The sequence below is a fragment of the Telluria sp. GW821-FHT07G12 genome, assembly GCF_059418525.1.
Map to the genome: position 1 here is coordinate 670,439 of NZ_JBWKQA010000003.1, position 22,814 is coordinate 693,252.

The 22,814-nt window shown below is 64.4% G+C and carries 22 protein-coding genes; 12 read left to right on the top strand and 10 right to left on the bottom strand.

The annotated features are described in order from the left end of the window. Positions 1-888 carry an NAD-dependent epimerase/dehydratase family protein gene (locus AC07PE_RS15495; RefSeq protein ID WP_498765932.1) on the top strand — a complete coding sequence of 296 codons (888 nt, stop codon included), beginning with the start codon at positions 1-3 and terminating at the stop codon, positions 886-888. A gap of 261 nt (positions 889-1,149) precedes the next feature. Next, entirely contained in the window at positions 1,150-1,419 is a 270-nt protein-coding gene (locus tag AC07PE_RS15500; protein ID WP_498765934.1) for a hypothetical protein, read from the top strand. A 65-nt stretch (positions 1,420-1,484) separates the two neighbouring features. On the opposite strand, the gene AC07PE_RS15505 is transcribed toward AC07PE_RS15500, so the two are convergent. The 3 genes from AC07PE_RS15505 to AC07PE_RS15515 form a co-directional block, all read right to left on the bottom strand. Further along, complete coding sequence (locus AC07PE_RS15505) at positions 1,485-2,258, bottom strand: glycine-rich domain-containing protein (RefSeq protein ID WP_498765936.1); 774 nt, start codon at positions 2,256-2,258, stop codon at positions 1,485-1,487. Positions 2,259-2,551: 293 nt separating this feature from the next. Further along, entirely contained in the window at positions 2,552-4,402 is a 1,851-nt protein-coding gene (locus AC07PE_RS15510; protein WP_498765938.1) for a sensor histidine kinase, read from the bottom strand. Between the two features lie 259 nt (positions 4,403-4,661). Beyond that, entirely contained in the window at positions 4,662-6,419 is a 1,758-nt protein-coding gene (locus AC07PE_RS15515; RefSeq protein ID WP_498765940.1) for a glutamine--tRNA ligase/YqeY domain fusion protein, read from the bottom strand. Positions 6,420-6,543: 124 nt separating this feature from the next. Here AC07PE_RS15515 and AC07PE_RS15520 point away from each other — a divergent pair, with 124 nt between their 5' ends. The 6 genes from AC07PE_RS15520 (at position 6,544) to AC07PE_RS15545 (ending at position 10,583) form a co-directional block, all read left to right on the top strand. Continuing rightward, a complete protein-coding gene (locus AC07PE_RS15520) occupies positions 6,544-6,693 on the top strand; it encodes a hypothetical protein (protein WP_498765942.1) in 150 nt (49 codons plus the stop codon). Between the two features lie 61 nt (positions 6,694-6,754). After that, on the top strand, positions 6,755-7,045 hold the full coding sequence (locus AC07PE_RS15525; protein ID WP_498765944.1) for a DnaJ domain-containing protein: 291 nt from the start codon (positions 6,755-6,757) through the stop codon (positions 7,043-7,045). Between the two features lie 60 nt (positions 7,046-7,105). Beyond that, positions 7,106-7,621: a hypothetical protein gene (locus AC07PE_RS15530; RefSeq protein ID WP_498765946.1), complete on the top strand. Its 516-nt coding sequence runs from the start codon at positions 7,106-7,108 to the stop codon at positions 7,619-7,621. Beyond that, the gene (locus AC07PE_RS15535) at positions 7,618-8,400 is read left to right on the top strand and encodes a hypothetical protein (protein ID WP_498765948.1); all 783 of its coding nucleotides are present in this window, start codon (positions 7,618-7,620) and stop codon (positions 8,398-8,400) included. The genes AC07PE_RS15530 and AC07PE_RS15535 overlap by 4 nt, the downstream gene beginning before the upstream one ends. 17 nt (positions 8,401-8,417) lie before the next feature. Then, the gene (locus AC07PE_RS15540; protein WP_498765950.1) at positions 8,418-9,302 is read left to right on the top strand and encodes a hypothetical protein; all 885 of its coding nucleotides are present in this window, start codon (positions 8,418-8,420) and stop codon (positions 9,300-9,302) included. Between the two features lie 72 nt (positions 9,303-9,374). Further along, the gene (locus AC07PE_RS15545) at positions 9,375-10,583 is read left to right on the top strand and encodes an MFS transporter (RefSeq protein ID WP_498765952.1); all 1,209 of its coding nucleotides are present in this window, start codon (positions 9,375-9,377) and stop codon (positions 10,581-10,583) included. Between the two features lie 28 nt (positions 10,584-10,611). Here the strand turns inward: AC07PE_RS15545 and AC07PE_RS15550 are convergent, their stop codons facing one another. The 4 genes from AC07PE_RS15550 to AC07PE_RS15565 form a co-directional block, all read right to left on the bottom strand. Beyond that, positions 10,612-11,355: a substrate-binding periplasmic protein gene (locus tag AC07PE_RS15550; protein WP_498765954.1), complete on the bottom strand. Its 744-nt coding sequence runs from the start codon at positions 11,353-11,355 to the stop codon at positions 10,612-10,614. A 53-nt stretch (positions 11,356-11,408) separates the two neighbouring features. Next, positions 11,409-12,095 (bottom strand): glutathione S-transferase, encoded by a 687-nt coding sequence (locus tag AC07PE_RS15555; RefSeq protein ID WP_498765956.1) that lies wholly within the window; start codon positions 12,093-12,095, stop codon positions 11,409-11,411. A gap of 18 nt (positions 12,096-12,113) precedes the next feature. After that, positions 12,114-12,803, bottom strand: a complete 690-nt coding sequence (locus AC07PE_RS15560; RefSeq protein ID WP_498765958.1) for a type 1 glutamine amidotransferase domain-containing protein — start codon at positions 12,801-12,803, stop codon at positions 12,114-12,116. Positions 12,804-12,892: 89 nt separating this feature from the next. Next, the gene (locus tag AC07PE_RS15565) at positions 12,893-13,498 is read right to left on the bottom strand and encodes a TetR/AcrR family transcriptional regulator (protein ID WP_498765960.1); all 606 of its coding nucleotides are present in this window, start codon (positions 13,496-13,498) and stop codon (positions 12,893-12,895) included. Between the two features lie 234 nt (positions 13,499-13,732). Between AC07PE_RS15565 and AC07PE_RS15570 the strand changes: the two genes are divergently transcribed. Then, positions 13,733-14,056: a hypothetical protein gene (locus AC07PE_RS15570; RefSeq protein ID WP_498765962.1), complete on the top strand. Its 324-nt coding sequence runs from the start codon at positions 13,733-13,735 to the stop codon at positions 14,054-14,056. On the opposite strand, the gene AC07PE_RS15575 is transcribed toward AC07PE_RS15570, so the two are convergent. After that, positions 14,057-15,301 (bottom strand): CaiB/BaiF CoA transferase family protein, encoded by a 1,245-nt coding sequence (locus AC07PE_RS15575; protein ID WP_498765964.1) that lies wholly within the window; start codon positions 15,299-15,301, stop codon positions 14,057-14,059. It abuts the gene before it with no gap. Positions 15,302-15,335: 34 nt separating this feature from the next. Continuing rightward, positions 15,336-17,120 carry a cation:proton antiporter domain-containing protein gene (locus AC07PE_RS15580; protein ID WP_498765966.1) on the bottom strand — a complete coding sequence of 595 codons (1,785 nt, stop codon included), beginning with the start codon at positions 17,118-17,120 and terminating at the stop codon, positions 15,336-15,338. A gap of 155 nt (positions 17,121-17,275) precedes the next feature. Here AC07PE_RS15580 and AC07PE_RS15585 point away from each other — a divergent pair, with 155 nt between their 5' ends. Continuing rightward, on the top strand, positions 17,276-19,078 hold the full coding sequence (locus AC07PE_RS15585; RefSeq protein WP_498765968.1) for an ATP-binding protein: 1,803 nt from the start codon (positions 17,276-17,278) through the stop codon (positions 19,076-19,078). Positions 19,079-19,088: 10 nt separating this feature from the next. On the opposite strand, the gene AC07PE_RS15590 is transcribed toward AC07PE_RS15585, so the two are convergent. Then, a complete protein-coding gene (locus AC07PE_RS15590) occupies positions 19,089-21,416 on the bottom strand; it encodes a family 1 glycosylhydrolase (RefSeq protein ID WP_498765970.1) in 2,328 nt (775 codons plus the stop codon). A 40-nt stretch (positions 21,417-21,456) separates the two neighbouring features. On the opposite strand from AC07PE_RS15590, the gene AC07PE_RS15595 reads away from it, so the two are divergent. Continuing rightward, complete coding sequence (locus AC07PE_RS15595) at positions 21,457-21,690, top strand: hypothetical protein (RefSeq protein WP_498765972.1); 234 nt, start codon at positions 21,457-21,459, stop codon at positions 21,688-21,690. A 12-nt stretch (positions 21,691-21,702) separates the two neighbouring features. Next, entirely contained in the window at positions 21,703-22,743 is a 1,041-nt protein-coding gene (gene trpS, locus AC07PE_RS15600) for a tryptophan--tRNA ligase (RefSeq protein ID WP_498765974.1), read from the top strand. The last annotated feature ends 71 nt before the right edge of the window (positions 22,744-22,814 follow it).

Below are 22,814 nucleotides of genomic sequence, written 5' to 3' on the forward strand. Positions count from 1 at the left end.
ATGAATACTTTAAATAATGTCAGGTTCAATAAGCCACGCCTGCTGATCGTGGGCTGCGGCGATGTCGGCATGCGCCTGTTGCCGCTGGTCGTGGAGCGTTTTCGCGTGTTCGCCGTCACCAGCCAGCCAGCGCGCTGCGCGGAGCTGCGGGCGGCGGGCGCGATTCCCATCGTGGCCGACCTCGACCGGCCGGCAACGCTGAAGCGCCTGGCGCGGCTCGCGCCGTGGGTGGTGCACCTGGCGCCGCCGCCGCGGCAGGGCGCGCTGGACATGCGCACACGAAATTTGACCGCCATTCTACCCGAGGGGACCCATGTCGTTTATATCAGCACATCGGGCGTCTACGGCGACCGCGACGGCGCCCTGATTGCCGAGACCGCGCCGCGCGCGCCGAAGAATGCCCGTGCGCAGCGCCGCGTCGACGCCGAGCAGGTGCTGCGCGCCTGGGCCGTCGGCACCGGCGGCAAGGTGGCGATCCTGCGCGCGCCCGGCATCTATGCCAGGGAACGCCTCCCGCTCGAGCGCCTGCGCCAGGGCACGCCGGCGCTGGCGCCGCAGGACGACGTTTACACCAACCACATCCACGCCGACGACCTGGCCCGGCTGGCGCTGCTGGCGCTGTTCCGCGCGCGTCCCGGCCGCGCCTACAACGCCAGCGACGATACGCACATGAAGATGGGGGACTACTTCGACATGGTGGCCGATGCCTTCGGATTGCCGCGCCCGCCGCGCCTGGCGCGCGCCGAGCTGGAACAGGCGGTGTCACCGATGCTGCTGTCCTTCATGTCGGAGTCGCGCCGGCTCGACAATGGCCGCATCAAGCACGAGCTGCGGACCGGTCTGCGCCATCCGCGGGTGGAGGAAGCGGTGGCGAAAATGGCGAAATAAGGCGGTCGTAGAGCGCCTGACAAAACCTTCCTGGCAAGGCGCATCGTCGAAGACAGTACGCTAGTACGGCGAGACGGTGCAACGCGGCCAGGGAGGTTTTTCAGGCGCTCTTAAGCAAAAGATAAGAGGTCCGTGTATCATTCGGGGTTGCTGCTCCGCAGCCATATAAATACTACATATACCCCAAAACTAGCTTATTTTTCACGATCCCATGAGGGAAGTGAAGAATATCCCACGGATTGTCATTTTCGAAGGAAGACCATGCCCATCAGAAGGATACCGGAGGGTGGCGTCTACGACCCCAACCGGGTTCTCGACGCCATCATCAACAAACTCAAGCTGAAAAACGACGCCGCGCTGTCGCGCCTGCTGGAAGTCGCGCCGCCGGTGATCAGCAAGATCCGCCACAACACGCTGCCGATCGGCGCCACCATCCTGCTGCGCATGCACGAGGAGTCCGATTTCAGCATTCGCGAACTGCGTGAGCTGATGGTGCGTCCGGACGCGGATGCGGGCATGGGCATGGCTTGAACGGCCAATAAAAAAGTCCGTCCCGGTGAGGGGACGGACTTGGCTGGCGCCTGCCGGCGCTGGCGTCAGGCTGCGAGCGCCGCTTCGGCCTCGCGGGCGCCGGCCGCAGTGATCGCCGCGCCGCAGTAGGCGGTCGAGGCCTTCACCGCTGCGCCATAGTAAGCGGCGTCGGCCCTGCCGGCGATTCCGCAGTAGGCGGTTCGTGCCTTGATGGCCGCGCCACAATACGCCGTCTGCGCTTTAACGGCGCCGCCGCAATAGGCCGTTGCGGCCTTCACGGCAGCACCGCAGTAGGCAGTCTGCGCCTTCACGGCCGCACCACAGTAAGCGCTTGCCTTCACGGCAGCGCCGCAGTAGGCCGTTTGCGCCTTCACGGCAGCGCCGCAATACGCGCTGTCGGCCTTTACCGCTGCGCCGCAGTAGGCGGCAGCCTGGCCTGCGACGTCCGCGCGCAGTGCCGGATAGGCATCGCCGAAAGTCGCCTCATACAGCTCGCGCATCCGTTCGCCGCTGTCGATGCGCACCTGCTCATCGGCTTCGCCGCCCATGCCGACGTAGGGATAGTGATGCAGGAAGTAGCCGAATACCTGTTCGCAGTCGGCCGCGTATTTCATGGTGTCGAGAATGTGGTAATGCCAGAAGGTGTCGACGTCCACCAGCGGAGCGGTATCCTCATGCGGGTATTTTTTCATGAGGCAAAGGAAACGGCGGTATTCCTTTTCGACGGCATTGGCCTGTTCCAGGCTCCAGCCTTCACCAGATTCGACATGCATGAGCTTTACCTTGATCGGTTCCAGATCGAGTTCCATTACTGCTTTGAATTGGTCGTTCGCATTCATGGTCGTCCTCATTTTTCGAATGATTTTATGGAATTGCAGTCCCTAGTTGTGGTTGTCGACGTGCTGAATGGGTGCGTCCTCTCTTTCTGCTGTCAGCCAGCAAATTGGATTGTTGTCATTGAGCTGCGTTGCAGGAATTCAATGTAGTAGAGTGAAAACTGGGAGCGCTTGTGCCGGCGCAAGTCTTGCCGAGATGATTCCTAAACGTTGCGAAACTGACCTACAGACAAAAGAATAGTTTTGAAAGCGTGCAACCAGAATATTCTTATTGACTAACTGCAGTAAAAGTCCGGTTAGACAACAATTGGGCTTGGCATTGGATCCTCCAGGGGCACCGCTGCCGTGTCCTGTACATGGTTGACCGGTACCGAAACGTGGACCACCGTACCGCCTTCCGCACCGCTGTAGATGGTGCAACTGCCACCAAGAATGTGGACACGTTCCTCGATCCCGACCAGGCCGAACGAGCCGTGTTTGTTGCGCCCGCCGGGCGGCAGGCCGCAGCCGTTGTCGTATATCTTCAGGGTCAACAGGTTGTCCTGCACTTTCAGATCGACCGTGACCTCGGTGGCGTGCGCATGCCGCACGATATTCGTCAGCGATTCCTGGAGGATGCGGAAGACTGCCGTCGCGCAGTGGTCGCTGAGTGCGATTTCCTGGTGGTCGTCGCGCAGGGAGCAGGCGATGCCCGTGCGCCGCTCGAACTGCTTGACCTGCCATTCGACTGCGGCGGACAAGCCGAGGTCCAGCACGGTCGGGCGCAAATCGTTGATGATCTGGCGTACGCTCTTGATCGTGGTATCGATCTGCTGGAGGGTCGTGTAGGCGCGCTTGTGCAGGTGCGGGTGTCTGGCTTTGGTACGCTCGGCGAGCATCTCGGCCTCGATCCGTAGCGCGAGCAGGTTCTGGCCCAGGTCGTCGTGGATTTCACGGGCGATCCGCTTGCGTTCGAGTTCCTTGATCTGGTACGCGTGATCGGCCAGGCGCCGCAGCTTATGGTGCGACAACTGCAGCTTGTGCTGGCTCTCCCTGAGTTCCCTGGTCATTTCCTGTGCGATGCTCAATGCCGCCCGCCGCGACGACGCCAGCGTGTACAGCAGCGCGTACAGCAAGACCGAGCCAATGAAGCCGAAGCCCATCATGAACTTCGGCGAGTAGGTATCGAGCCCGGTGTACAAGGCCGACTTGCGTACGCTGTAGGTGGTCTTCCAGGGCCGGCCGATGAAGTCCAGCGGCAGGGTGATGGAGAAGGCGTCATCGTCGTTGTCGAGCGGGGGCGTCGGATTGCCATGGCTCCCCTTGCTGTCGAACAGGATCCGGGGACTGGAGCGCGCCGCGTCCTTCGTGGCGTCGGCGCGGGGACCGGTGTCGAACAGGGTCATTCGCATGCCGGGCACCGGCGTTTCGTCGAGCACGCCCTGCAGCAGTTTGGGCACGCTGAAGGCGATGCCGATCGAGCCCTGGTAGTAGGCCCGGCGCTGCTCCAGCGTGTCGAGCGGCGCGCCATGCCGGTAGATCGGCATGCGGATGCCCAGGAAGATATTGTTCGGGCCCGACAGTGCGGCAATCGGCGTGCCCGACGCCTGCATCCGGCCGGAGTCGCGCGAGGCCAGGATCTGCCCGGCCACCCACTGGTTGGCCATCAGGTCGATCCCGTAGTGCTCCGTCGTCGACGGCACGGGTTCGATGAACAGCGTCGCCAGGTAGTGCCCGCGTATGCCTGGCGGCTTGATGAGGCCCTGCATCGGACGGCCCATCAGGTCGCTCATCACCTTGGTCAGCCTGGCTTCGAAAGCGGGGCGCTGGGCCTCGCTGATGTAGACGCCATAGTTGAGGGTCTCGACCGCCGGATAATGGCTGTCCAGGTGCAGCCGCTGCACATAGTCGTGGAACTGGCGGTAGTCGACATTGTCGGCGCTTCCCAGCATGCTGCCCGCGTTGCGCAGGAGGTCGCTGTACGACTTGAGGCGCACGCTGATGATGCCCTGGGCTTGCCTGGCGTGGTTGGCGAAGCGTTCCTCGGCGTCGCTTTCGATCGAACGCTGGGTGACCTCGTACAGCAGGCCGCCTATCAACGAAGACAGCAGTATCCCGCTCCAGAACGAAAACTTGGTGACCGAGAACCTGTCTCCCAGTACCCTCATGACTAGACTCCCTGGCAACGTCCCGGCAAGCACTGCCGTAGACCGCGTTTCCTAAAATTACGGAATTCAGGGGCGCTTGCCAGCCTATCAGTTTGGAGGGTTGTAAATCCTTTCGCACACTGGCGGGCTAGTTGATTTTCGTCAACTTTGTGTCTTGGTGTTCAAATTCGGGTTTGCGTTTCCGCATACGGCCGCGATGAAAAAAGCCCGGTTCGCAAACCGGGCTTCGTCGAAGGTCTCAAGCAAGCTGGCGGCAGGCTTACTTGCCCCAGCTGTCCTTCAGCGTGGTCACGCGGTTGAACACCGGCTTGCCCGGCTGCGAATCGACACTGTCCGCCACGAAGTAGCCATGGCGCTCGAACTGGAAGCGCTGCTCCGGTTCGGCAGATTTCAGGCCCGGCTCCAGGTAGGCGGTGACGGTTTCCAGCGCGTTCGGGTTCAGCACTTCCTTGAAGTCCTTGCCGCCTGCGTCCGGGTTCGGATCCAGGAACAGGCGGTCGTACAGGCGCACTTCAGCCTCGAGCGCGTGCGAGGCGCTGACCCAGGTGATGTTGCCCTTGACCTTGTAGTTGTCGGCGCCCGGTGTGCCCGATTTCGAATCCTCGAAATAGTTCACGTGGACCGCGGTTACATTACCGTCCGCATCCTTGTCGAAGCCCGTGCACTCGACCACGAAGCCGTACTTCAGGCGGACGCGCGCACCCGGCTTGTCCGCTGTCGGCGGGGTGAAGCGGTGGTAGCCCTTGGTCGGGACTTCCATGAAGTCTTCCTGCTCGATCCACAGCTCTTTCGTGAACGGGAAGGCGCGCTGGCCCATCTCCGGATGGTGCGGGTGGACCGGGGCGCTGCACTCGACGACTTCACCTTCCGGGAAGTTGTCGACGATGAGCTTCAGCGGACGCAGCACGGCAATCGCGCGCGGCGCCTTCGGGTCGAGGTCGTCGCGCAGCGCGCCTTCCAGCGTGCTCATGTCGATCCAGCCGTCGGCTTTCGACACGCCGATGCGCTCGGCGAACAGCTGGATCGATTCCGGCGTGTAGCCGCGGCGGCGCAGGCCGACAATGGTCGGCATGCGCGGGTCGTCCCAGCCGGTGACGATCTTGTCGTCCACCAGCGCGCGAAGCTTGCGCTTGGACATCACCACATAGGTCAGATTCAGGCGCGAGAATTCGTACTGGCGCGGCACCGGGCGCTGGAAGAAGCCGCCGTCGGCCAGGGTCTCGACCAGCCAATCGTAGAAGGGGCGGTGGTCCTGGAACTCGAGCGTGCACAGCGAGTGGGTGATGTTCTCCAGCGCATCCGAGATCGGGTGCGTGTAGTCGTACATCGGGTAGATGCACCACTTGTCGCCGGTACGGTGGTGATGCGCGTGGCGGATGCGGTACAGGGCCGGATCGCGGTTGGTCATGATGGGCGAGGCCATCGCGTCTTCGCTCATCTTGGCGCGCAGGATGTGCTCGCCGTCCTTGTACTTGCCGGCCTTCATGTCGCGGAAGATCTGCAGCGATTCCTCGACCGGGCGGTTGCGGAAGGGCGAGTTGGTGCCCGGCGTGCCGAAGTTGCCGCGGTTGCGCGACATGTCCTCGGCGCTCTGGCTGTCCACGTAGGCCTTGCCTTCCTTGATCAGGTACTCGGCCATCTCGTACAGCTTGTCGAAGTAGTCGCTGGCGTAGTGCAGGTGTTCCTGACCGCCTTGCTCCCAAGAAAAGCCCAGCCACTTGACGCTGTCCTTGATGGTGTCGACGTATTCCTGGTCTTCCTTCTCCGGATTGGTGTCGTCGAAGCGCAGGTTGCAGCGGCCCTGGTAGTCGCGCGCCAGGCCGAAGTTCAGGCAGATCGATTTTGCGTGGCCCACGTGCAGGTAGCCGTTCGGCTCCGGCGGGAAGCGGGTGATGACCGAAGGCATGCCTTCACGCTTGTGGGTGCCTGCCGCGAGGTCGGATTCGACGATCGCGCGAACAAAATTCGACGACGGCGCGGGCGCAGCCGCCGCCGCGGAGTTCTTATCAATGCTCATTGAAAACGTGTCTGGATGGGTTAGATGACAGGCATTTTACCGTAGCTATGTGGTCAAGCGCACGGTTTGCAAGGGAGGCCTCTGGGCATACTTGGGGATATTGTCTCCCACCACAAGGCCAACCATGCACACGCCTGCCACCCACCGCGACCTCGTCACCGCTTATCTGCTGGCCCTGGCAGGGCTGCCGTTCGCGCTGAGCCGCGACGCCGCCGGCCGGCACCTAGCCCTGCCGCTGCCGCAGCCGGCAAAGCTGGCCCGCCTGTCAAGATAGCGTTTTCTATAGCATAATCGCGGATTATTGTTTTTTTCGGGCACCTGCCGGAGACTTCCAAGTGGAAAATTTATACGCGATCCTCGGCGTCGCGCCGAATGCGACGGATGACGAAATCAAGAAAGTCTACCGTTCGCTCGCGATGCGCTACCACCCGGACCGCAACCAGGCGCCGGGTGCGGAGGCGCGCTTCAAGGCCGTCACCAAGGCCTATGAAGTGCTGTCCGACCCGGCCAAACGCGCCGAATATAACCAGAGCGTCAACCACCGTATCGTCCTCGATGCCGAAGGCGAGGCCTTCGAATTGTGGCGCTCGGTCTTCGCGCTGAATGGCGTAAATTTGCCGCAATGAGCTGCCGGCGTGAACCTCCCGCCCAGAGTGCGGCATTAACAGACAGAGATTGAAGCAACCATGAAAAAAGTACATCCGGAATTCGCTTTCCAGTCGCGCGAACTGGAAGGCCAGATCGAAGGCACGCTCGGCGATCCGCCCAACCGCAAGAACTACGACATGATGGTGCAGGCCCTGGTGTCGGAGTACGGCAACGGCGACGGCCTCGACGATGTCAACATGATGGCCTTCGCCCTGGTCGACCGCATCCGCTTCACGGACCCGAAAGGCCTGGTCCGCGAAGCCATCGACTATGAAAGCGACGACCCATCCAAAGTCTTCGGCATGGCCAACTGCGACGGCGACGATGAAGGCAAGGCCATGTACGCCGCCATCTGCGAAAACCATCCGGAGCTGGCGCGCCAGGCCATCGTTACCGCCTTCCTGTACAAGAACCAGGCGCGCTGGGAAGACGACGACCAGTCGCTCGACCAGCTGGCGCGCGGCGACGAAGGTGACGACGACGAGCTGGACGAAACCGCGGCCGGCGACGACTTCATGCAGATCTTCGACCAGGACGGAGGTGATCGCGAATGAGCGACGAAACCAAATCCAATCTGCCGGCGCTGACCAGGCAAGTCAATGAGCTGGTGCTGGCCGGCTCCCTGCAGCACGCCGAGGAAGCCCTGTCCAAGGCCGCCGACGAGCACGGCGACTATGCCGTGGCCGAAGTGCTGTCCACCCTGCCGCCGCAGGTGACCGCGCTGCACCTGGCCGGCTTCGACGGCGCCAAGACCTCGGTCGCGACCCTGCTGGTGCCGCCCAAGGCCTGGGCCGAGAGCCTGGCCTACCTGGCCGCGACCTGGCCGGACGACATGATCGAGGACGATCCCGAGCGTATCGCCGAGAACCTGTTCAACCACATGCACGGCGTGGTCTACGCCACCGACGACGAAGACCGCCGCCACGAGCTGCTCAGCGAAGCCTCGAGCTCCGACTGGGGCGCGACCGCGTTCGCGATCGTCTGGTCGCTGGCGCCGAAAGAGATCCTCGAAGTCGCGGGCGAAATCGGCAGCAAGGGCCGCTACGTGACCGGCCAGACGACCTCCGACAGCGACATCGTGCCGCTGGCGATCGACCTGGCCAAGGCCAGCGAAGACGGCTGGGAGCGTTCGCTGCTGGAGCTGTTCCCGGAATTCCGCAACACCGCCGACCTGGCCGACGTCGAGCTGCCGGACGACGAGGACGAAGAGTCCGAGTTCCCGCACCGTACGACCCGCGAACTGCTGTACCGCCTGCGCAAGCAGGTGCCGTCGGTGCGCAGCGCGCCCAAGCGCAGCAGCCGCCGCAGCATGGGCACGGACATCTTCTCGTGAACGGCGCCACTGCAAGCATGCTCCCGGCAATCGTCATCGAGAAGCTGCCGCGCCTGATCCGCGCGATCCGCCACCTGGCGCAAATCGCGAGCCCGGAGGAGGCCGCCGGTGTGGCCGACGAGCTGGCCGGCATCACCGCCATGGTGGCCGAGAAGTTCACCAACGACCGCACCGCCGAAGGCATCCAGCGCGCGCAGCTCCTGACCGTCGGCGGCATGTCGCTGGGCCTGGAATACCTGCTCGAAGACGAAACCGACGACGAAGTCGGCGACAAGGCCGCGGCCGCGCTCCTGATCTCGGAAGGGGCGGAACTCGTGTTCCAGCAGGGCTTCCGCCTGATCCGCGAACTGTCCGCGCTGCCCGAGGACAGCCTGGTGGGCGAGTACGACACCGACCCGGTGTATTCCCAGCGCCGCCTGAAGGAACTGTTCGTCGACATCTGCACCGCCGACCCGGGCGAGACCTGGTCGGGCTACGAGCGCTACCTGGCGCAGCTCAAGCAGCGCCAGGCGGTGCAGGCGATCGTGCGCGCAGCCCAGTGGCTGCGGCGCCATCACTTCGACGGACCGGTCCAGGATCCGGACCTGAACGCCGAGGGCGTGATCGCGCTGGCGATCGTGTTCGGCATCGAAGGGGCAGGGCGGATCGTCGCACGCACCAACCACAAGGAGTTCGAGACCCTCGTCAAGACGGTGCGCAAGCGCAAACCGGACTTCGAGGCCGGCTGGGCGAAGCTGCTGGAGAACATCCCGGCGCCGCACCACGCGGTCATCGCCGAGCGCATCGCCATCTACCGCAACAGCGACATCCTGCGCGACATCGCCGGCGCCGCGCCGATGAAGCAGCTGTTCGTCGAGCTGGAAAACTTTGCCGGTTCGGAGCTGGACGCGGAATACCCGTAATTGTGAACGTGGGCTCCCCGAGCCCACGCCTGTATGGACAGCCCGTAGCCCATTTACGGCTAAGATAGCCGCATGTCCCACATCCCCATCGCCGCCGGCAGCCCCGAATTCAGGCGCATCAACCGCGCCATGGTCTTCGGCGGTTTCTCCACCTTCGCCCTCCTGTACTGCGTGCAGCCGCTGATGCCGCTGCTGGCCCACGACTTCCAGCTGACCCCCGCGCAAAGCAGCCTGGCTTTGTCCGTCGCCACCGGCACGCTGGCGGTCTCGCTGCTGGCCTCGAGCGTGCTGTCCGAGCGCTACGGCAGGAAGCCGCTGATGGCCGGCTCGATGTTCTGCGGTGGCGTCCTGACCCTGCTGGCGGCTTTCGCCCAGGGTTACGGCCAGCTGCTCCTGCTGCGCGCGCTGCTCGGCCTGCTGCTGGGCGGGATGCCGGCGCTGGCCATGGCCTACCTGAGCGAAGAAATCGCCGGGCCCTCGCTGGGCCACTCGATGGGCCTGTACATCGGCGGCAGCGCCTTCGGCGGCATGACCGGGCGGGTGCTGGCCTCCGTGATCAGCGACTTCTACGACTGGCGCATCGCGGTCGGCGCGATGGGCGCAATGGGCCTGTACGCGGCCTGGGAATTCAACCGCAGCCTGCCTGCCTCGCGCAACTTCCGCGGCGGGCAGGGCGGCTGGCGCGCGCTGTTCACCGGCACCGCAAAACACGTGAGGGATGCCGGGTTGCCCTGGCTGTTCTCGCTGTCCTTCCTGTTGATGGGCGTGTTCGTCAGCATGTACAACTACATCGGCTACCGCCTGCTGGCCCCATCCTTCGGCCTGCGCCAGAGCGCGGTGGGGGCGCTGTCCATCCTCTACCTACTGGGCATCTTCAGCTCGGTCTGGGCCGGCAAGCTGGCCGACCGCCTGGGCCGGCGCAACGTGCTGTGGATGGTGATGCTGGTGATGCTGGGCGGGCTGCTGCTGACCCTGTCCGACATGGTGTTGCTGATCGTCGCCGGCATGGGCCTGTTCACCTTCGGCTTCTTCGCCTCGCACTCGGTGTGCAGCAGCTGGGTCGGCCGGCGTGCGCGGCCGCCCCAGGCGCTGGCGTCGGCCCTGTACCTGTTCTTCTACTACCTGGGTTCCAGCGTGGTGGGCTGGGTGTCGGGCATCGTCTGGGCCTGGGCGGGCTGGGCGGGGGTGGTCAGCATGCTGGGGGCGGTGCTGCTGGCGGCGATGGCGGTGGCGCTGCGCTTGCGTGGGCTGGCGCCGCTGGAGCCGGCCAAGGCTGGGTGAGTATCCCATGACCATGCCGCCTGGCTTTTCAGGCCAGACCGTATTTTCTGAAAATCTTTTCCTGGGTGCCGTCGGCGACCAGCTCCGCCATCGCCGCGCGATAGCGCCGCGCTTCGGCCTCGCCGATATCGAGTGAGCCCGCCAGCCAGGCGCTGGTCGAGCGCACCGGTGGGCCGAGACGGAAGTTCTTTTCTTCGCCGCGCATGCGAAGCGAGCTGTGGATGATGGCGCGCTCGCCGAAGACGGCGTCGGCCATGCCGGCCAGCAGGAAGCGGTGGATTTCATCGACGGACGAACCTTCCACCAGGTGCCGGAAGCCCAGTTCGGCCAGGATGGCGGACTGCGCGGCGCCGCGCAGCAAGGCGATGCGCTTTCCCCTCATTTCCTGCGGGTGCTGCACATCGAAGCCGCCGCCCTGCGGCGCCATGAAAATATAATTTTCTTCATACAGCGGCGCCAGCCAGCGAAACTGCGCTTCCCGCTCCGCCAGCCGGGTCAGGGGGAAAATGGCGGTGTGCTGCATCGTCGTCGCCAGATACAGGGCGCGCCGCCAGGGCATGAAGGCGACGTCCGGCGCCAGATCGAGGCGGTGGCAGAGCGTATCGACGAGTTCGCGCAAGGCGCCTGCGCGCTTGCCGCCGGGCGCCATGACCAGGGGCGGCAGGTGCGTCGTCACGATATGCAGAGGCAGCAGCCTGCTCTCGCGTGCACCGATGCTGCCCCCGCTCATGGCGCCCAGCGCCAGTACCAACATGTCCCGTCGATCGATCAAGCCTGCTCCCGTCCTTTTGTGCGAGAGCTATCGTAGCGCATGTCGCGGCTCGGTCAAAGCGCTGCCGTGCTCGCTGTCGCCAGGACCATCTCCTGCCATGCCTTGACGCTCGGCCGCTCCTGCATCCGCCTGTGCCAGGCGTGCAGCGAAGCGTATTGTGCCGGCACCTCCAGCTTGACGATGGCGGCGAAAATGAACGCGCCAATGACTGTGATGTCGGCCATCGAAAACGCCGTGCCCGCAATATACGGCTGTGTTTTCAGCAGTCCATCGAAATAAGCCATCGCCCGCACGGCCCGGTCGCGCTGGCGCAAACCCCAATCCGCATTCTGGTACAGCTCGACCTTCGGCCCGAGCCCGGGCGTGGCATGGTGAAAATACACGCTGATCGCGTCCAGCAATTCCAGCTCGGCGCGCCGGCTCATCATGTGTATGACGCCTTTTTCAAGCGGCGTCGTGCCGGTGAGTGTCGGCGGGCCGTACATGTTGTCTAGGTACTCGGTGATCGCCGTGCACTCGGCGATCAAGGTTCCGTCCGCAAGTTCGAGCACGGGCAAAGTACCGGAGTAGTTTTTCGCAAGGAAAGCCGGCTCCTTGTGCTCGCCTGTCCAGAGATTGACCGACTCGAAGCGGACTTGCGATTGCAGGTTTTTCTCGGCGATTGCGATCCGCACGCGCGCCGGATACGGCCCGTCGAACCAATCGTAGATCGTCAGGGGCAGGGCAGAATCGTGGCTCATGATGAGGCTCCTTTCGCCTTAGTTGGCCGCACCGGCAAGCTCTTGCACCAGGGTGCCGGCAGCGGCGGCCGACGAAGCCGGATTCTGTCCGGTAATCAGGAGGCCATCGACGACCACATAGGAAGCCCAGTCGTCGCCACGCTTGAAGATGGCGCCCTTCGCTTTGAGCTCGTCCTCCACCAGGAAGGGCACGATGTCGGTCAGTTCGACGGCGGCTTCTTCGGTATTCGTAAAGCCGGTAAGCTGCTTGCCCTTGACCAGCGGCGAGCCATCGCTGGCCTTCACATGGCGCAGCACACCGGGGGCGTGGCACACCAGCGCCACAGGTTTGTTCGCTGCAATGAAGGATTCGATCAAAGCGATCGAGTTGGCATCTTCAGCCAGGTCCCACAGCGGACCGTGGCCACCCGGATAGAACACCGCATCGAAGTCCTCCTGGGTCACGCTGTCGAGACGCAGGGTATTGGCGAGCTGGGCATTCGCAGCGGCGTCGGCTTCGAAGCGCCGCGTCAGTTCGGTCTGGAAAGCCGGCTCATTGCTCTTCGGGTCGAGCGGCGGCTGGCCGCCGGACGGCGAAGCCAGTACGACGGTCGCACCCGCGTCCTTGAAGGCGTAATACGGTGCTGCCAGCTCTTCAAGCCAGAACCCGGTCTTGCGGCCAGTCGTGCCGAGGGTGTCGTGGGAGGTAAGAACGATCAGAATATTCATGGTGCGACTCCTTCGTGTGATTAGTAGACCAGTCGTCTACAAGTAAAGTCAAAAAAAACGCTCCACTTGAAGCGTTTGGAAAGTCCCGCTCAGCGGGACAGGTGCAGCAGTTCCTTCGTTGTACGCATCGCCGCATTGAAGGGCAATGCATCGCGTGTGATCTTTGCCATGACGCTGGCGCCCAGCCAGAGCTGGTACAAGCTTTCTGCAACGGAACCTGGCTGATCGTCCACGCTTAGAGAGCCTTCGGCCGTCCCGCGTTCAATCGCATTTGCCAGGCGAGCCACGATGCCGGCAGTACCTTGCTTGAGCGCCAGGCGCATGGGCTCCGACAGATCCGCCACTTCCGCCCCAAGTTTGACCACCAGACATTTTCCATGGCAATCGGAGGGCAACTGGTTCATGCGCCACCTGTCGAAGTAGCGAACCAGGCCTTCGGCCATCGTCATGTCCGTGTGCTGCAAAGTGGCGTCAAGCTCGGCCAGGTAGTCCGTGAAGTATTTCTCGAGCAGGGCGACGCCAAACGCGTCCTTGGACGCGAAGTAGTAATAGAAAGACCCCTTCGGCACACCGGCTGCCGTCAGGATTTCGTTAAGGCCCACCGCCGAGAATCCCTTGCCCGACATGATGCGTTGTCCCACCGCGAGAATATTGTCGCGGACATCGGAGGACTCGGTTGTCATCGTTTTTTGCATGATTCGATCATAAACACAATTAGACCGGTCGTCTACAAGTTTTTGCAAACGAACTTCGAGATCTGAATGGCAGCATCGAATTCGTTAGATATTCGTTTAAAAACAGGGTTTTGCAGCAGTCTGATGCTCAAATTCGTCATATTCTCGATGCTCATCCGTGCCGTCCGTGCGCCGCGAGGCTGTCAACGGGGCTACCATGCAGCTCCTGTCTTCAATCACTGCAAGGAGCACGTCATGTTGCAAGCAAACGAAATCCAGCAGCGCTTTACCCACATTCAGCAAACCATCAAGGAAGCCGAGCAAGCCTGCCGGTCGGGCGACGCCCCGGATGACCTGAAGGATTGCATCGAAAAAATGGCCCGTGAATCCCAGCAGGTCCAGCAAGTAATGCAGTCGAATGACCAGCAGCGCATGGTCCAGGCCGTCGACAACCTGGAATCGATGGGCGACGAAGCCAAGCGGATCAGCCGCTCGTCGGCCCAGATGTCACCGCAGCTGGAGTCGGCAGTGAGCAAGGTGCACGCCGAGCTGTCCAACCTGAAGCACCAGCTTCACTGATTAAAGAACTTTCTTCTCCTTAAGAGCGGCAATCTCCTCGCCGCTCTTGCCCAGGATCTCGGCCAGCACCTCTTCGGTATGCTGGCCGAGCAGCGGCGGCGCCTTGTCACTGGTGGCAGGCGTCGCCGACATCCGCATCGGGCTGCGCACCAGTTTCACTTCACCGGCGGTCGGATGGGGCAGGGCGATCTCGATGCCGCGCGCCTTCACCTGCTCGTTGGCGAACACCTCGTCCAGGTTGTTGATCGGGCCGCAGGGCACGCCCACCGCCTCCAGCATCGCGATCCACTCGTCGCGTCCACGCTCGCTCACCATCCCGGCCAGCAGCGGCACCAGCACATCGCGGTTCTTGACGCGCTGCGGATTGGTCGCGAAACGCTCGTCGCGCGCCAGCTCGGGCCGGCCGCCGGCTTCCACGAACTTCTGGTACTGGCCGTCGTTGCCGGCGGCGACGATGATGTGGCCGTCCGCGCAGGCGAAGGTCTGATAGGGCACGATGTTGGCGTGGGCATTGCCCCAGCGCTTGGGGCGCTTGCCGCTGTTCAGGTAGTTGCTGCCGACATTCGCCAGCATCGCCACCTGGGTGTCGAGCAGGGACATGTCGATGTACTGGCCTTCGCCGCTGCGGTCGCGGTGGGTCAGCGCGGCCAGCACGGCGATGGTCGCGTACATGCCGGTCATCAGGTCGGTCAGGGCCACGCCGGCCTTTTGCGGACCGCCGCCCGGCAGCTCGTCGCGCTCACCGGTCACGGACATCAGGCCGCCCATGCCCTGGATCAGGAAGTCGTAGCCGGCGCGGTGCGCATACGGGCCGTCCTGGCCGAAGCCGGTGATCGAGCAGTAGACGATGTCCGGCTTGACCGCTTTCAGCGATTCGTAGTCCAGGCCATAGCGCTTCAGCTGGCCGACCTTGAAGTTCTCCAGCACGACGTCGCAATGCTTTGCCAGTTCGCGCAGCAGGGCCTGGCCGTCAGGGCTGGCGATATCGACCGTCACCGAGCGCTTGCCGCGGTTCGCCGACAGATAGTAGGCCGCTTCGCCGGTGGGCTTGCCTTCGGCATCCGGCGCGTAGGGCGGGCCCCAGGCGCGGGTATCGTCGCCGCTGTCCGGGCGCTCGATCTTGATCACGTCGGCGCCGAGGTCGGCCAGGTTCTGCGAGCACCAGGGGCCGGCCAGCACGCGCGAAAGATCCAGCACGCGGATGTGGCTCAATGCGCCCGGCAGGGCGTTCGTCTCAGCTGCCATCTTGTCCTCAATCGGTGTTTGTCGTCGGCGCAGATTATACGTGCGGCTCGCCGCGTTTCGAGCTGTGCGAACCCGGCGCTTCGAGCGCCTGCGCGAACAGGTCGCGCTCGCGGTCGACGATGCCGTCGACCACGCGCTCGTCCAGGCCCATGGCTTCCAGCACGAAGGCCGAAAGCTGCAGGCTGGCTTCGAGCGTCTCCGGCACCACCACGCTGGCGCCGGCCAGCTTCAGCGCGCGCGCATGCGCCTCGTCGCGCGAGCGTGCGAACAGGCGGACTTCGGGGAATTCGCGCCGGATGCCGCGCACCGCGTGCAGCGCCGCAGCCGGGTGGTCCATGGTCAGGACGATCGCCGGCGCCTCCTCGGCGTGGACCTGGCGCAGCAGTTCGGTGCGCGAGGCATTCCCGAAGTAGACCGGCGCGCCGATCGCGTGCATTTTCGACGCCAGCTTGGCGTCGTTTTCGAAGGCGATATACGGTATGCCCTGGGCGTCGAGGAGCTTGGCCAGCTGCTGGCCGACGCGCCCGAAACCGGCAATGATCACGCGTCCGCGTGACGACTCCAGGCCGGCGCCCATTTTCTGCGCCTCGTGTTCGCGCACATGGTTGTCGGCACGCTCGCCGATACCGCGGCCGATGCGCGCCAGCAGCGGCGTCAGGAACAGCGACAGCCCCACCGCCAGCATCACGCGCCCGCCCAGGTTCGGCTCGAGCAGCTTCGAGCTGATGGCATAGCCGATCACGATGAAGGCGAATTCGCCGCCCTGGCCCAGCAGCAGGGCGCCCTCGACGGCGCGGCCCCAGGCCAGGCCGCCGATGCGCATGACGGGCGCGATCACGGCCGCCTTGATCAGCACCAGCAGGGCCACCGCGCAGGCCAGCCACAGCGGCGCCTGGAGGATCTGCAGCGCGTCCATGCCCATCCCGACCGTCATGAAGAACAGGCCCATGAGCAGGCCCTTGAAGGGCTCGACCATCAGCTCGACCTCGTGCTTGAACTCGGTCTCGGCCAGCAGCAGGCCGGCAATCAATGCGCCCAGCGCCATCGACAGCCCGGCCATGGCGGACAGGCCGGCAATGCCGAAGGTGCTCAACAGGATCAGCGCCATGAACACGTCCGGCTGGCGGTGCCGGGCGAAGGCGCGGAACAGCGGGTGGACCACGCGCCCACCGATCAGGTAGATGAGGGCGATGGCCAGTGCCGCCTTGGCCATGGCCAGCAGGGCGATCACCGCCACGTTGTCCTTGCCGCCGCCGCCGCCGAGCGCGCCGATCAGGATCAGGATCGGCACCACCGCCAGGTCCTGCAGCATCAGCAGCGCGAACGCGGCCTGGCCCAGCGGGGTGCCGGTGGTATGGCGTTCGCTCAGCAGCTGCATCACCACGGCAGTGGAGGAGAGCGACAGCACCAGGCCCAGCACCAGCGAGGCTTCCATGGACTGCCCCAGCAGCATCCAGACGGCGCCGCCGAGCAGCAAGGCGCACAGCAGCACCTGCGCGCTGCCGGCCCCGAACACCCAGCGCCGCATGGCCCACAGGCGCGCCGCCGACAGTTCCAGGCCGATCATGAACATCAGGAAGAGCACGCCGAGCTCGGCCAGCATGCCTACGTTCTCGTTGTTCGGGAAGGTGAACCAGGCCAGCCAGGGCTGGTCCTGGGCCAGGCGGCCCAGGCCGAAGGGCCCGAACAGGGCGCCTACAGCCAGAAAGCCAAGCACCTGGTTGATGCGCAGGCGCTGCAGGGTCGGGATCAGGATGCCGGCGAGGCTGAGGAACAGCAGGATTTCCCGCAGAAAGGGGAAGGCGTGTTGCTCTTGCACGGATTACGGCCTTTCAACTAAGACAATGCGCGCCATTGTATATCGCTGGCTAATGGCCGAGATGCAACATGCGGCGTGCAATAGTGCTAACATGGTGAGTTTGCTCATTTTCAGCAGTTTTTGACTGCGTTGCCTTCTTGATAAAAGAAAATTTGATGAAGACACGCACTTATCTTCTCCTGATGCTGGTGGCGATCATTGTCCCGGTCGCCTGCCTGTCCATGCTCGGCCTGTCGATGCTGCTGCGCTTCGAGCGCGAAGCACGCCTGCACAGCATCGCGGAAGTGGCGCATTCGACCTCGCTGTTGATCGACAGCGAAATCGCCATCGCCGAATCGTCCATCAACAATATCGCGAATTCGCAGGACATCGCGACCGATAATTTCGGGCGCCTGCACCGGCTGCTGTCGGCCACCAGGAAATCGCCGCTAAGCTGGACCCTGATTGCCGATTACGAGGGCAACGGGCTGATGAACACCTTCGTGCCCTATGGGACGCCGCTCGCCAGGAAATCCGGAAAATGGGCGGCAGAGATCTACGACAGCCAGAAAACCAAAGTGGGCGGCTACTTCATCGGCGCGAGTTCGAAACGCGGCGTGGTGTCGGTGAACGTGCCGCTGCCTTTGTCGGCCGGGAAGAAATACGTGGTCACCCAGATCTTCGACCCGCAATATTTCAACAAGGTCTTCCAGCGCAGCGCCATCCCGGCAGGCTGGATCGTCGGGGTGTCCGACGCCAATGGCATCACGATTGCGCGCAACTGGAATGCGGAGCGTTTCGTCGGCACGCAGGTGCGCCCGGAACTGCGCGAGGCCTTGCGGCACCAGCAGAGCGGCCTGTTGCGGCACTCGACGCGCGAAGGCATCGAGGTCTACGACGTCTTCGTGCGTTCCGCGCTAACCGGCTGGACGGTGGCGATCGGCGTGCCGGTCGAGGAGATCGAATCGGCATCGCGCTTGACCGCTTGGTCCGCGGCCATGGCGCTGCTGGTGGTGCTCGGCGGCGCGGTCGGCATCGCAGTGTTCTTCGGGCGCCGGATCGACAAGTCGCTCGAGAATGCGACCCTCGCCGCCCATGCGCTTGCGCGGGGCGAGGTGACGCCGGTCACGCGTTCGCAGCTGAAGGAAGCGGACGTGCTGCTGGGCGAGCTGCACCGCACCAGCGTCGCCTTGTCCCGTGAGAGCGCCGCGCGCGAGGCGCTGGAGCACGAGCGCGAACGGCTGCTGGACAGCGAGCGCGCCGCCCGCAGGCAGGCGGAAGCGCAAAGCGAGGCGAAGGACAACTTCCTCTCCATGCTCAGCCACGAGCTGCGCAATCCGCTGGCCGCGATCAGCGGCGCGGTCGCCGTGATCCGCCTGCCGCACATGGCGCCAGCCAGGCGCGACAAGGCGTGGGAAATCGCGCTGCGCCAGTTGCGCCACCTGACGCGGATGGTCGAAGACCTGCTCGACGTGCGGCGGGTGATGTCCGGCAAGGTGACGCTGAACAAGGAGCAGCTCGACATCGGCACGCTGCTGCAATTCTGCTGCGATTCGCGCAGCATGGCCGAGGCCAAGCGCCACCGTTGGGAGGTACAGACCGTGCAGGCCTGGGTGCTGGGCGACCGCACCCGCCTGGAACAGGTGATCGACAACCTGCTGGTGAATGCGATCAAGTACACGCCGGAGGGCGGCGCCATTACCGTGCGTAACACGATCGAGGATGGCATGGCGGTGATCGAAGTGCATGACACCGGCGTCGGCATCGACGCCGAGGTCTTGCCGACGATTTTCGATTCCCTGGTCCAGGGCCCGACCACCATCGACCGTTCCCAGGGCGGCCTCGGGCTGGGCCTGTCCATTGCGAAGGGGCTGGTCGAGATGCATGGCGGCAGCCTCGCCGCCCGCAGCGAAGGCCTGGGCAAGGGCAGCAGCTTCAGCCTGCGCCTGCCCCTGGCGCGCGACGGCGACGCCCGCTAGCCGAGCGGCCTCAGGAACTCCGCGCCTGGAAAGCCTCCGGCGCCGCTTCTTCCATCTGGCGCTGCTCGCCGGCCACGGGCTGGCGGGTTTCCATCGCGCGGATCAGCTCCTCCATCTCCGGATCTTCCTGGTTGCGCAGCTCGAGGTAGCGGGCCAGGGCGTTGTCCAGCGCCGGCAGCAGGATGCCGCGCTCGGACGTCATCGCCGTATAGCCGGGACGCGCGGCGACGAAGCCGCAGTGCGAGGCCGGCTTCGCTTCCAGGCGGCTGGCGTCGATGCCGGCTGCTTCTGCCGCCTTCAAGGCCAGCTCGGCCCAGCTGACGCCGCCGGCATTCGACAGGTGCCAGATGCCGGCCTCGCCGTCGATGGCCAGGTCCAGGCAGGCGTGCACCAGGTCCGGCACATAGGTCGGCGAGACCACCATGTCGCTGGCGGCGGTGAAGGGCTCGCCGCGCTCGAAGGCCTGCAGGGCGAGGGTGACGAAGTTGTGCTTGTCCCAGGGACCGAAGAAGGCCGAGGTGCGCACCACCAGCGCGCCGGGATGCTTGTCCAGCACGCGCTGCTCGGCTTCCACCTTGCTGCGCCCGTACACGTTCAGCGGCGACACGGCGCTGCTCTCGACGTAAGGCGTATCGCGCGCGCCGTCGAACACCAGGTCGCTGGAGAAGGTGGTGAGATGAATACCGTGGCGGGCGCAGGCGGCGGCGAGGATGGCCGGGCCGATCGCGTTTTCGCGCATGCAGCGCTCGACCTCGTTCTCGGCATCGTCCACGCGCACGTAGCCGGCGGTGTTGATCACTGCCCACGGCTGGTGATGGGCCAGCGCGCTCTCGACCGAGTCGGCGTCGGTGATGTCCATGTCCTGGCGCGACAGCAGCCGGTAGGCCAGGTTGCGCTTGCGGCACAGGCGCGCGAAGGCGCGGCCCAGGGTGCCGCTGGCGCCGGTGATCAGGATCGGCCGGCTGCCGGTGCCGACCAGCGTATGGCCGTCGGCGGTAATCGAGGTGAGGGCGGCCGGGGTCGCCACCGGCGGGCACAGGAAGCGGCCCGGACGGCGCCACCAGCCCTGGCCGCGCAGCACCGGGTGCGACAGCGGGGCACCTAGCGACAGCTCGCGCATCATGCGCGCCAGCGCGGTCGGGCGCGGTTCGGGCGAGCGCACGTCGAAGGGGCCGGGTTCGTAGTAGCCGCGGTTCTGCGTGACGAGGCTGTTCCAGTCGAAGGAGCCGAGCAGCGACCACACGGTCACGGCGCGCAGGTCGACGCCGTTGTTGCGCGATTCCTTGGCCGCTTCCCAGATCTCCAGCAGCCAGCGCAGCTGGTCTTCGCGATTGGCGTCGATGTGGGCTTCGGTGATGGCCAGCGGGATGCGGTAGCGGTCCCAGACTTCGGACAGCAGCGGCGCGATGCCGGCGGTGGGCGTGGCCAGCGCGCGCGAGGCTTCGATGTCGGCGCAGGGGATGCCGTCGGCCGTGCCGCGGTGATGCGGCGGGTAGCGGTCCGGGCGATGGTCGAGCCAGCGCTCGCTGGTCACGTAGTAGTTCACGCCGATGAGGTCGGGCGGGCAGGGGTTGTCGCGGAACCACAGGAATTCTTCTTCGGCGATGCCGGTCTTGGTCAGATAGCCCCACAGCGGATGCTCGGGACCAATCATGCCGCACAGCAGGTCCCAGGCCAGCCAGCGGCGTTCATTGTAGAACTCGGCCACGTGGGCCAGTTCCGGCGTGCTGTAGGTCTTGCCGAGGTCGTCCGTCTGCACCAGCTTGGCGTTCGGGTTGACGGCGCGGATCGCGCGCATGGACAGCACCACCGCGCGGCACTGGATCAGCAGGGCTTCGATGAAGGTGCGGTCGTCGCGCCCGTGCGGGTACCAGACGCCGTACAGGCCGGCGAAACGGGCGGTGGTGCAGGGTTCGTTGACCGGGGTGTAGTATTCCAGCCAGGGGTAGCGCGCAGCCACCGCGCCGGCGTATTCCGCCAGCTGTTCGGCGAAGGCCGGGTCGACCAGGCTCGTATGGCGCGGGCCGCTGCCGTGGTGCACCAGGCCGGCGATCGGCGTGACGCCGGCTTCGCGCAGGGCGTTCAGGCGCTCGTCCGGCCAGGACCAGTCGGCTTTGTCGACGCCATCCGGCGCGGTGCGCTCCCAGATGATGGGATAGCGGATCGCGCGGATGCCGAGCGAGGCGAAACGCTCGATGTCGGCCGGGCGGGTGGCGTGGCCGTTGCGGTCGAGCTGGTGGAAGTAGTCGTCGCGGACGCGGTTGACGGTGCATTCGAGACCGCCCCAGAGCTGGAGCGGATGTTGATCGTGGCTGTTCGTGCTCTTCGTAGAATTCATATTTCACCAATCTAGTTAATTTTATTGCAACAAAAAATTCATGGCGGTCCCTGCCAGTCCATATGTCTGGGATCGTCGGCGCGCATTGACGGTTGACAGCGATGCGGCAACCTGCAACCATGCCATCCATGAATTTTTCGAATACACATTCCGTTCTCGTTTCCTGGTGGCGCCGCTGATAGCGCGCGGCCAGAGAGTTGAATGTGAATCACTAAACGCCGCCTCGATTCAAGGTGGCGTTTTTGTTGGCGCGGCAGGATCGGGGCAAGGATAAAAAGGATCCCCGATGAGTCTGCAAACCCCTGTCACTACCGCTTCGGCCAACAACGCCGTCATCCTGACTGGCGACCGTCCTACCGGACCGCTGCACCTCGGCCACTTCGTCGGCAGCCTGCGCAATCGCGTCACTTACCAGGATCAATATCGCCAGTTCATCATGCTCGCGGACGCACAGGCGCTCACGGACAACATGGATGACATAGGTAAGGTACACCGGAACGTGATCGAGGTGGCGCTCGATTACCTTGCCGTAGGGATCGATCCGGTCAAGTCGACCATCCTGATCCAGTCGCAGATCCCGGAACTGGCCGAGCTGACCTTCTATTACCTGAACCTGGTGACCGTCGCGCGCCTCGAGCGCAACCCGACCGTGAAAGCGGAAATCGTCCAGCGCGGCTTCGAGCGCGACATCCCGGCCGGCTTCCTGACCTACCCGGCGAGCCAGGCCGCCGACATCACCGCCTTCAAGGCCGGCATCGTGCCGGTGGGTGAAGACCAGATCCCGATGATCGAGCAGGCTAACGAGATCGTCCGCAAGTTCAACCGCACCTACGGCAACGGCAAGGACATTCTGGTCGAGTGCAAGGCGATCGTGCCCGAAGTGGGCCGCCTGCCGGGCATCGACGGCCGCGCCAAGATGAGCAAGTCGCTGGGCAACACCATCAACCTGGGCGCCAGCGCCGACGAGATCCGCGCCGCCGTCAAGCAGGTCTACACCGACCCGCTGCACCTGAAGGTGTCCGACCCCGGCCACTTGGAAGGCAACGTCGCCTTCCTCTACCTGGACGCCTTCGACACCGACAAGGAAGGCCTGGCCGAAATGAAGGCCCACTACGTGCGCGGCGGCCTGGGCGACTCCATCGTCAAGAAGCGCCTGGAAGGCATCCTGCAGGAGATGCTGGCGCCGATCCGCGCGCGCCGCGAAGAGCTGGCCAAGGACAAGGGCCAGGTCATGCAGATCCTGAAGGAAGGCACGTTCAAGGCGCGCGAAGTGGCGGCGCAGACCATGGATGAGGTGCGCAAGGCGCTGGGGCTCAGTTACTTCTAAGCTGGCTCCTTCCACGGGTAGCACCATTCGCTACCCCGGGTAGCGCGCGGCGGCAGCTGCGGATCCGGGGC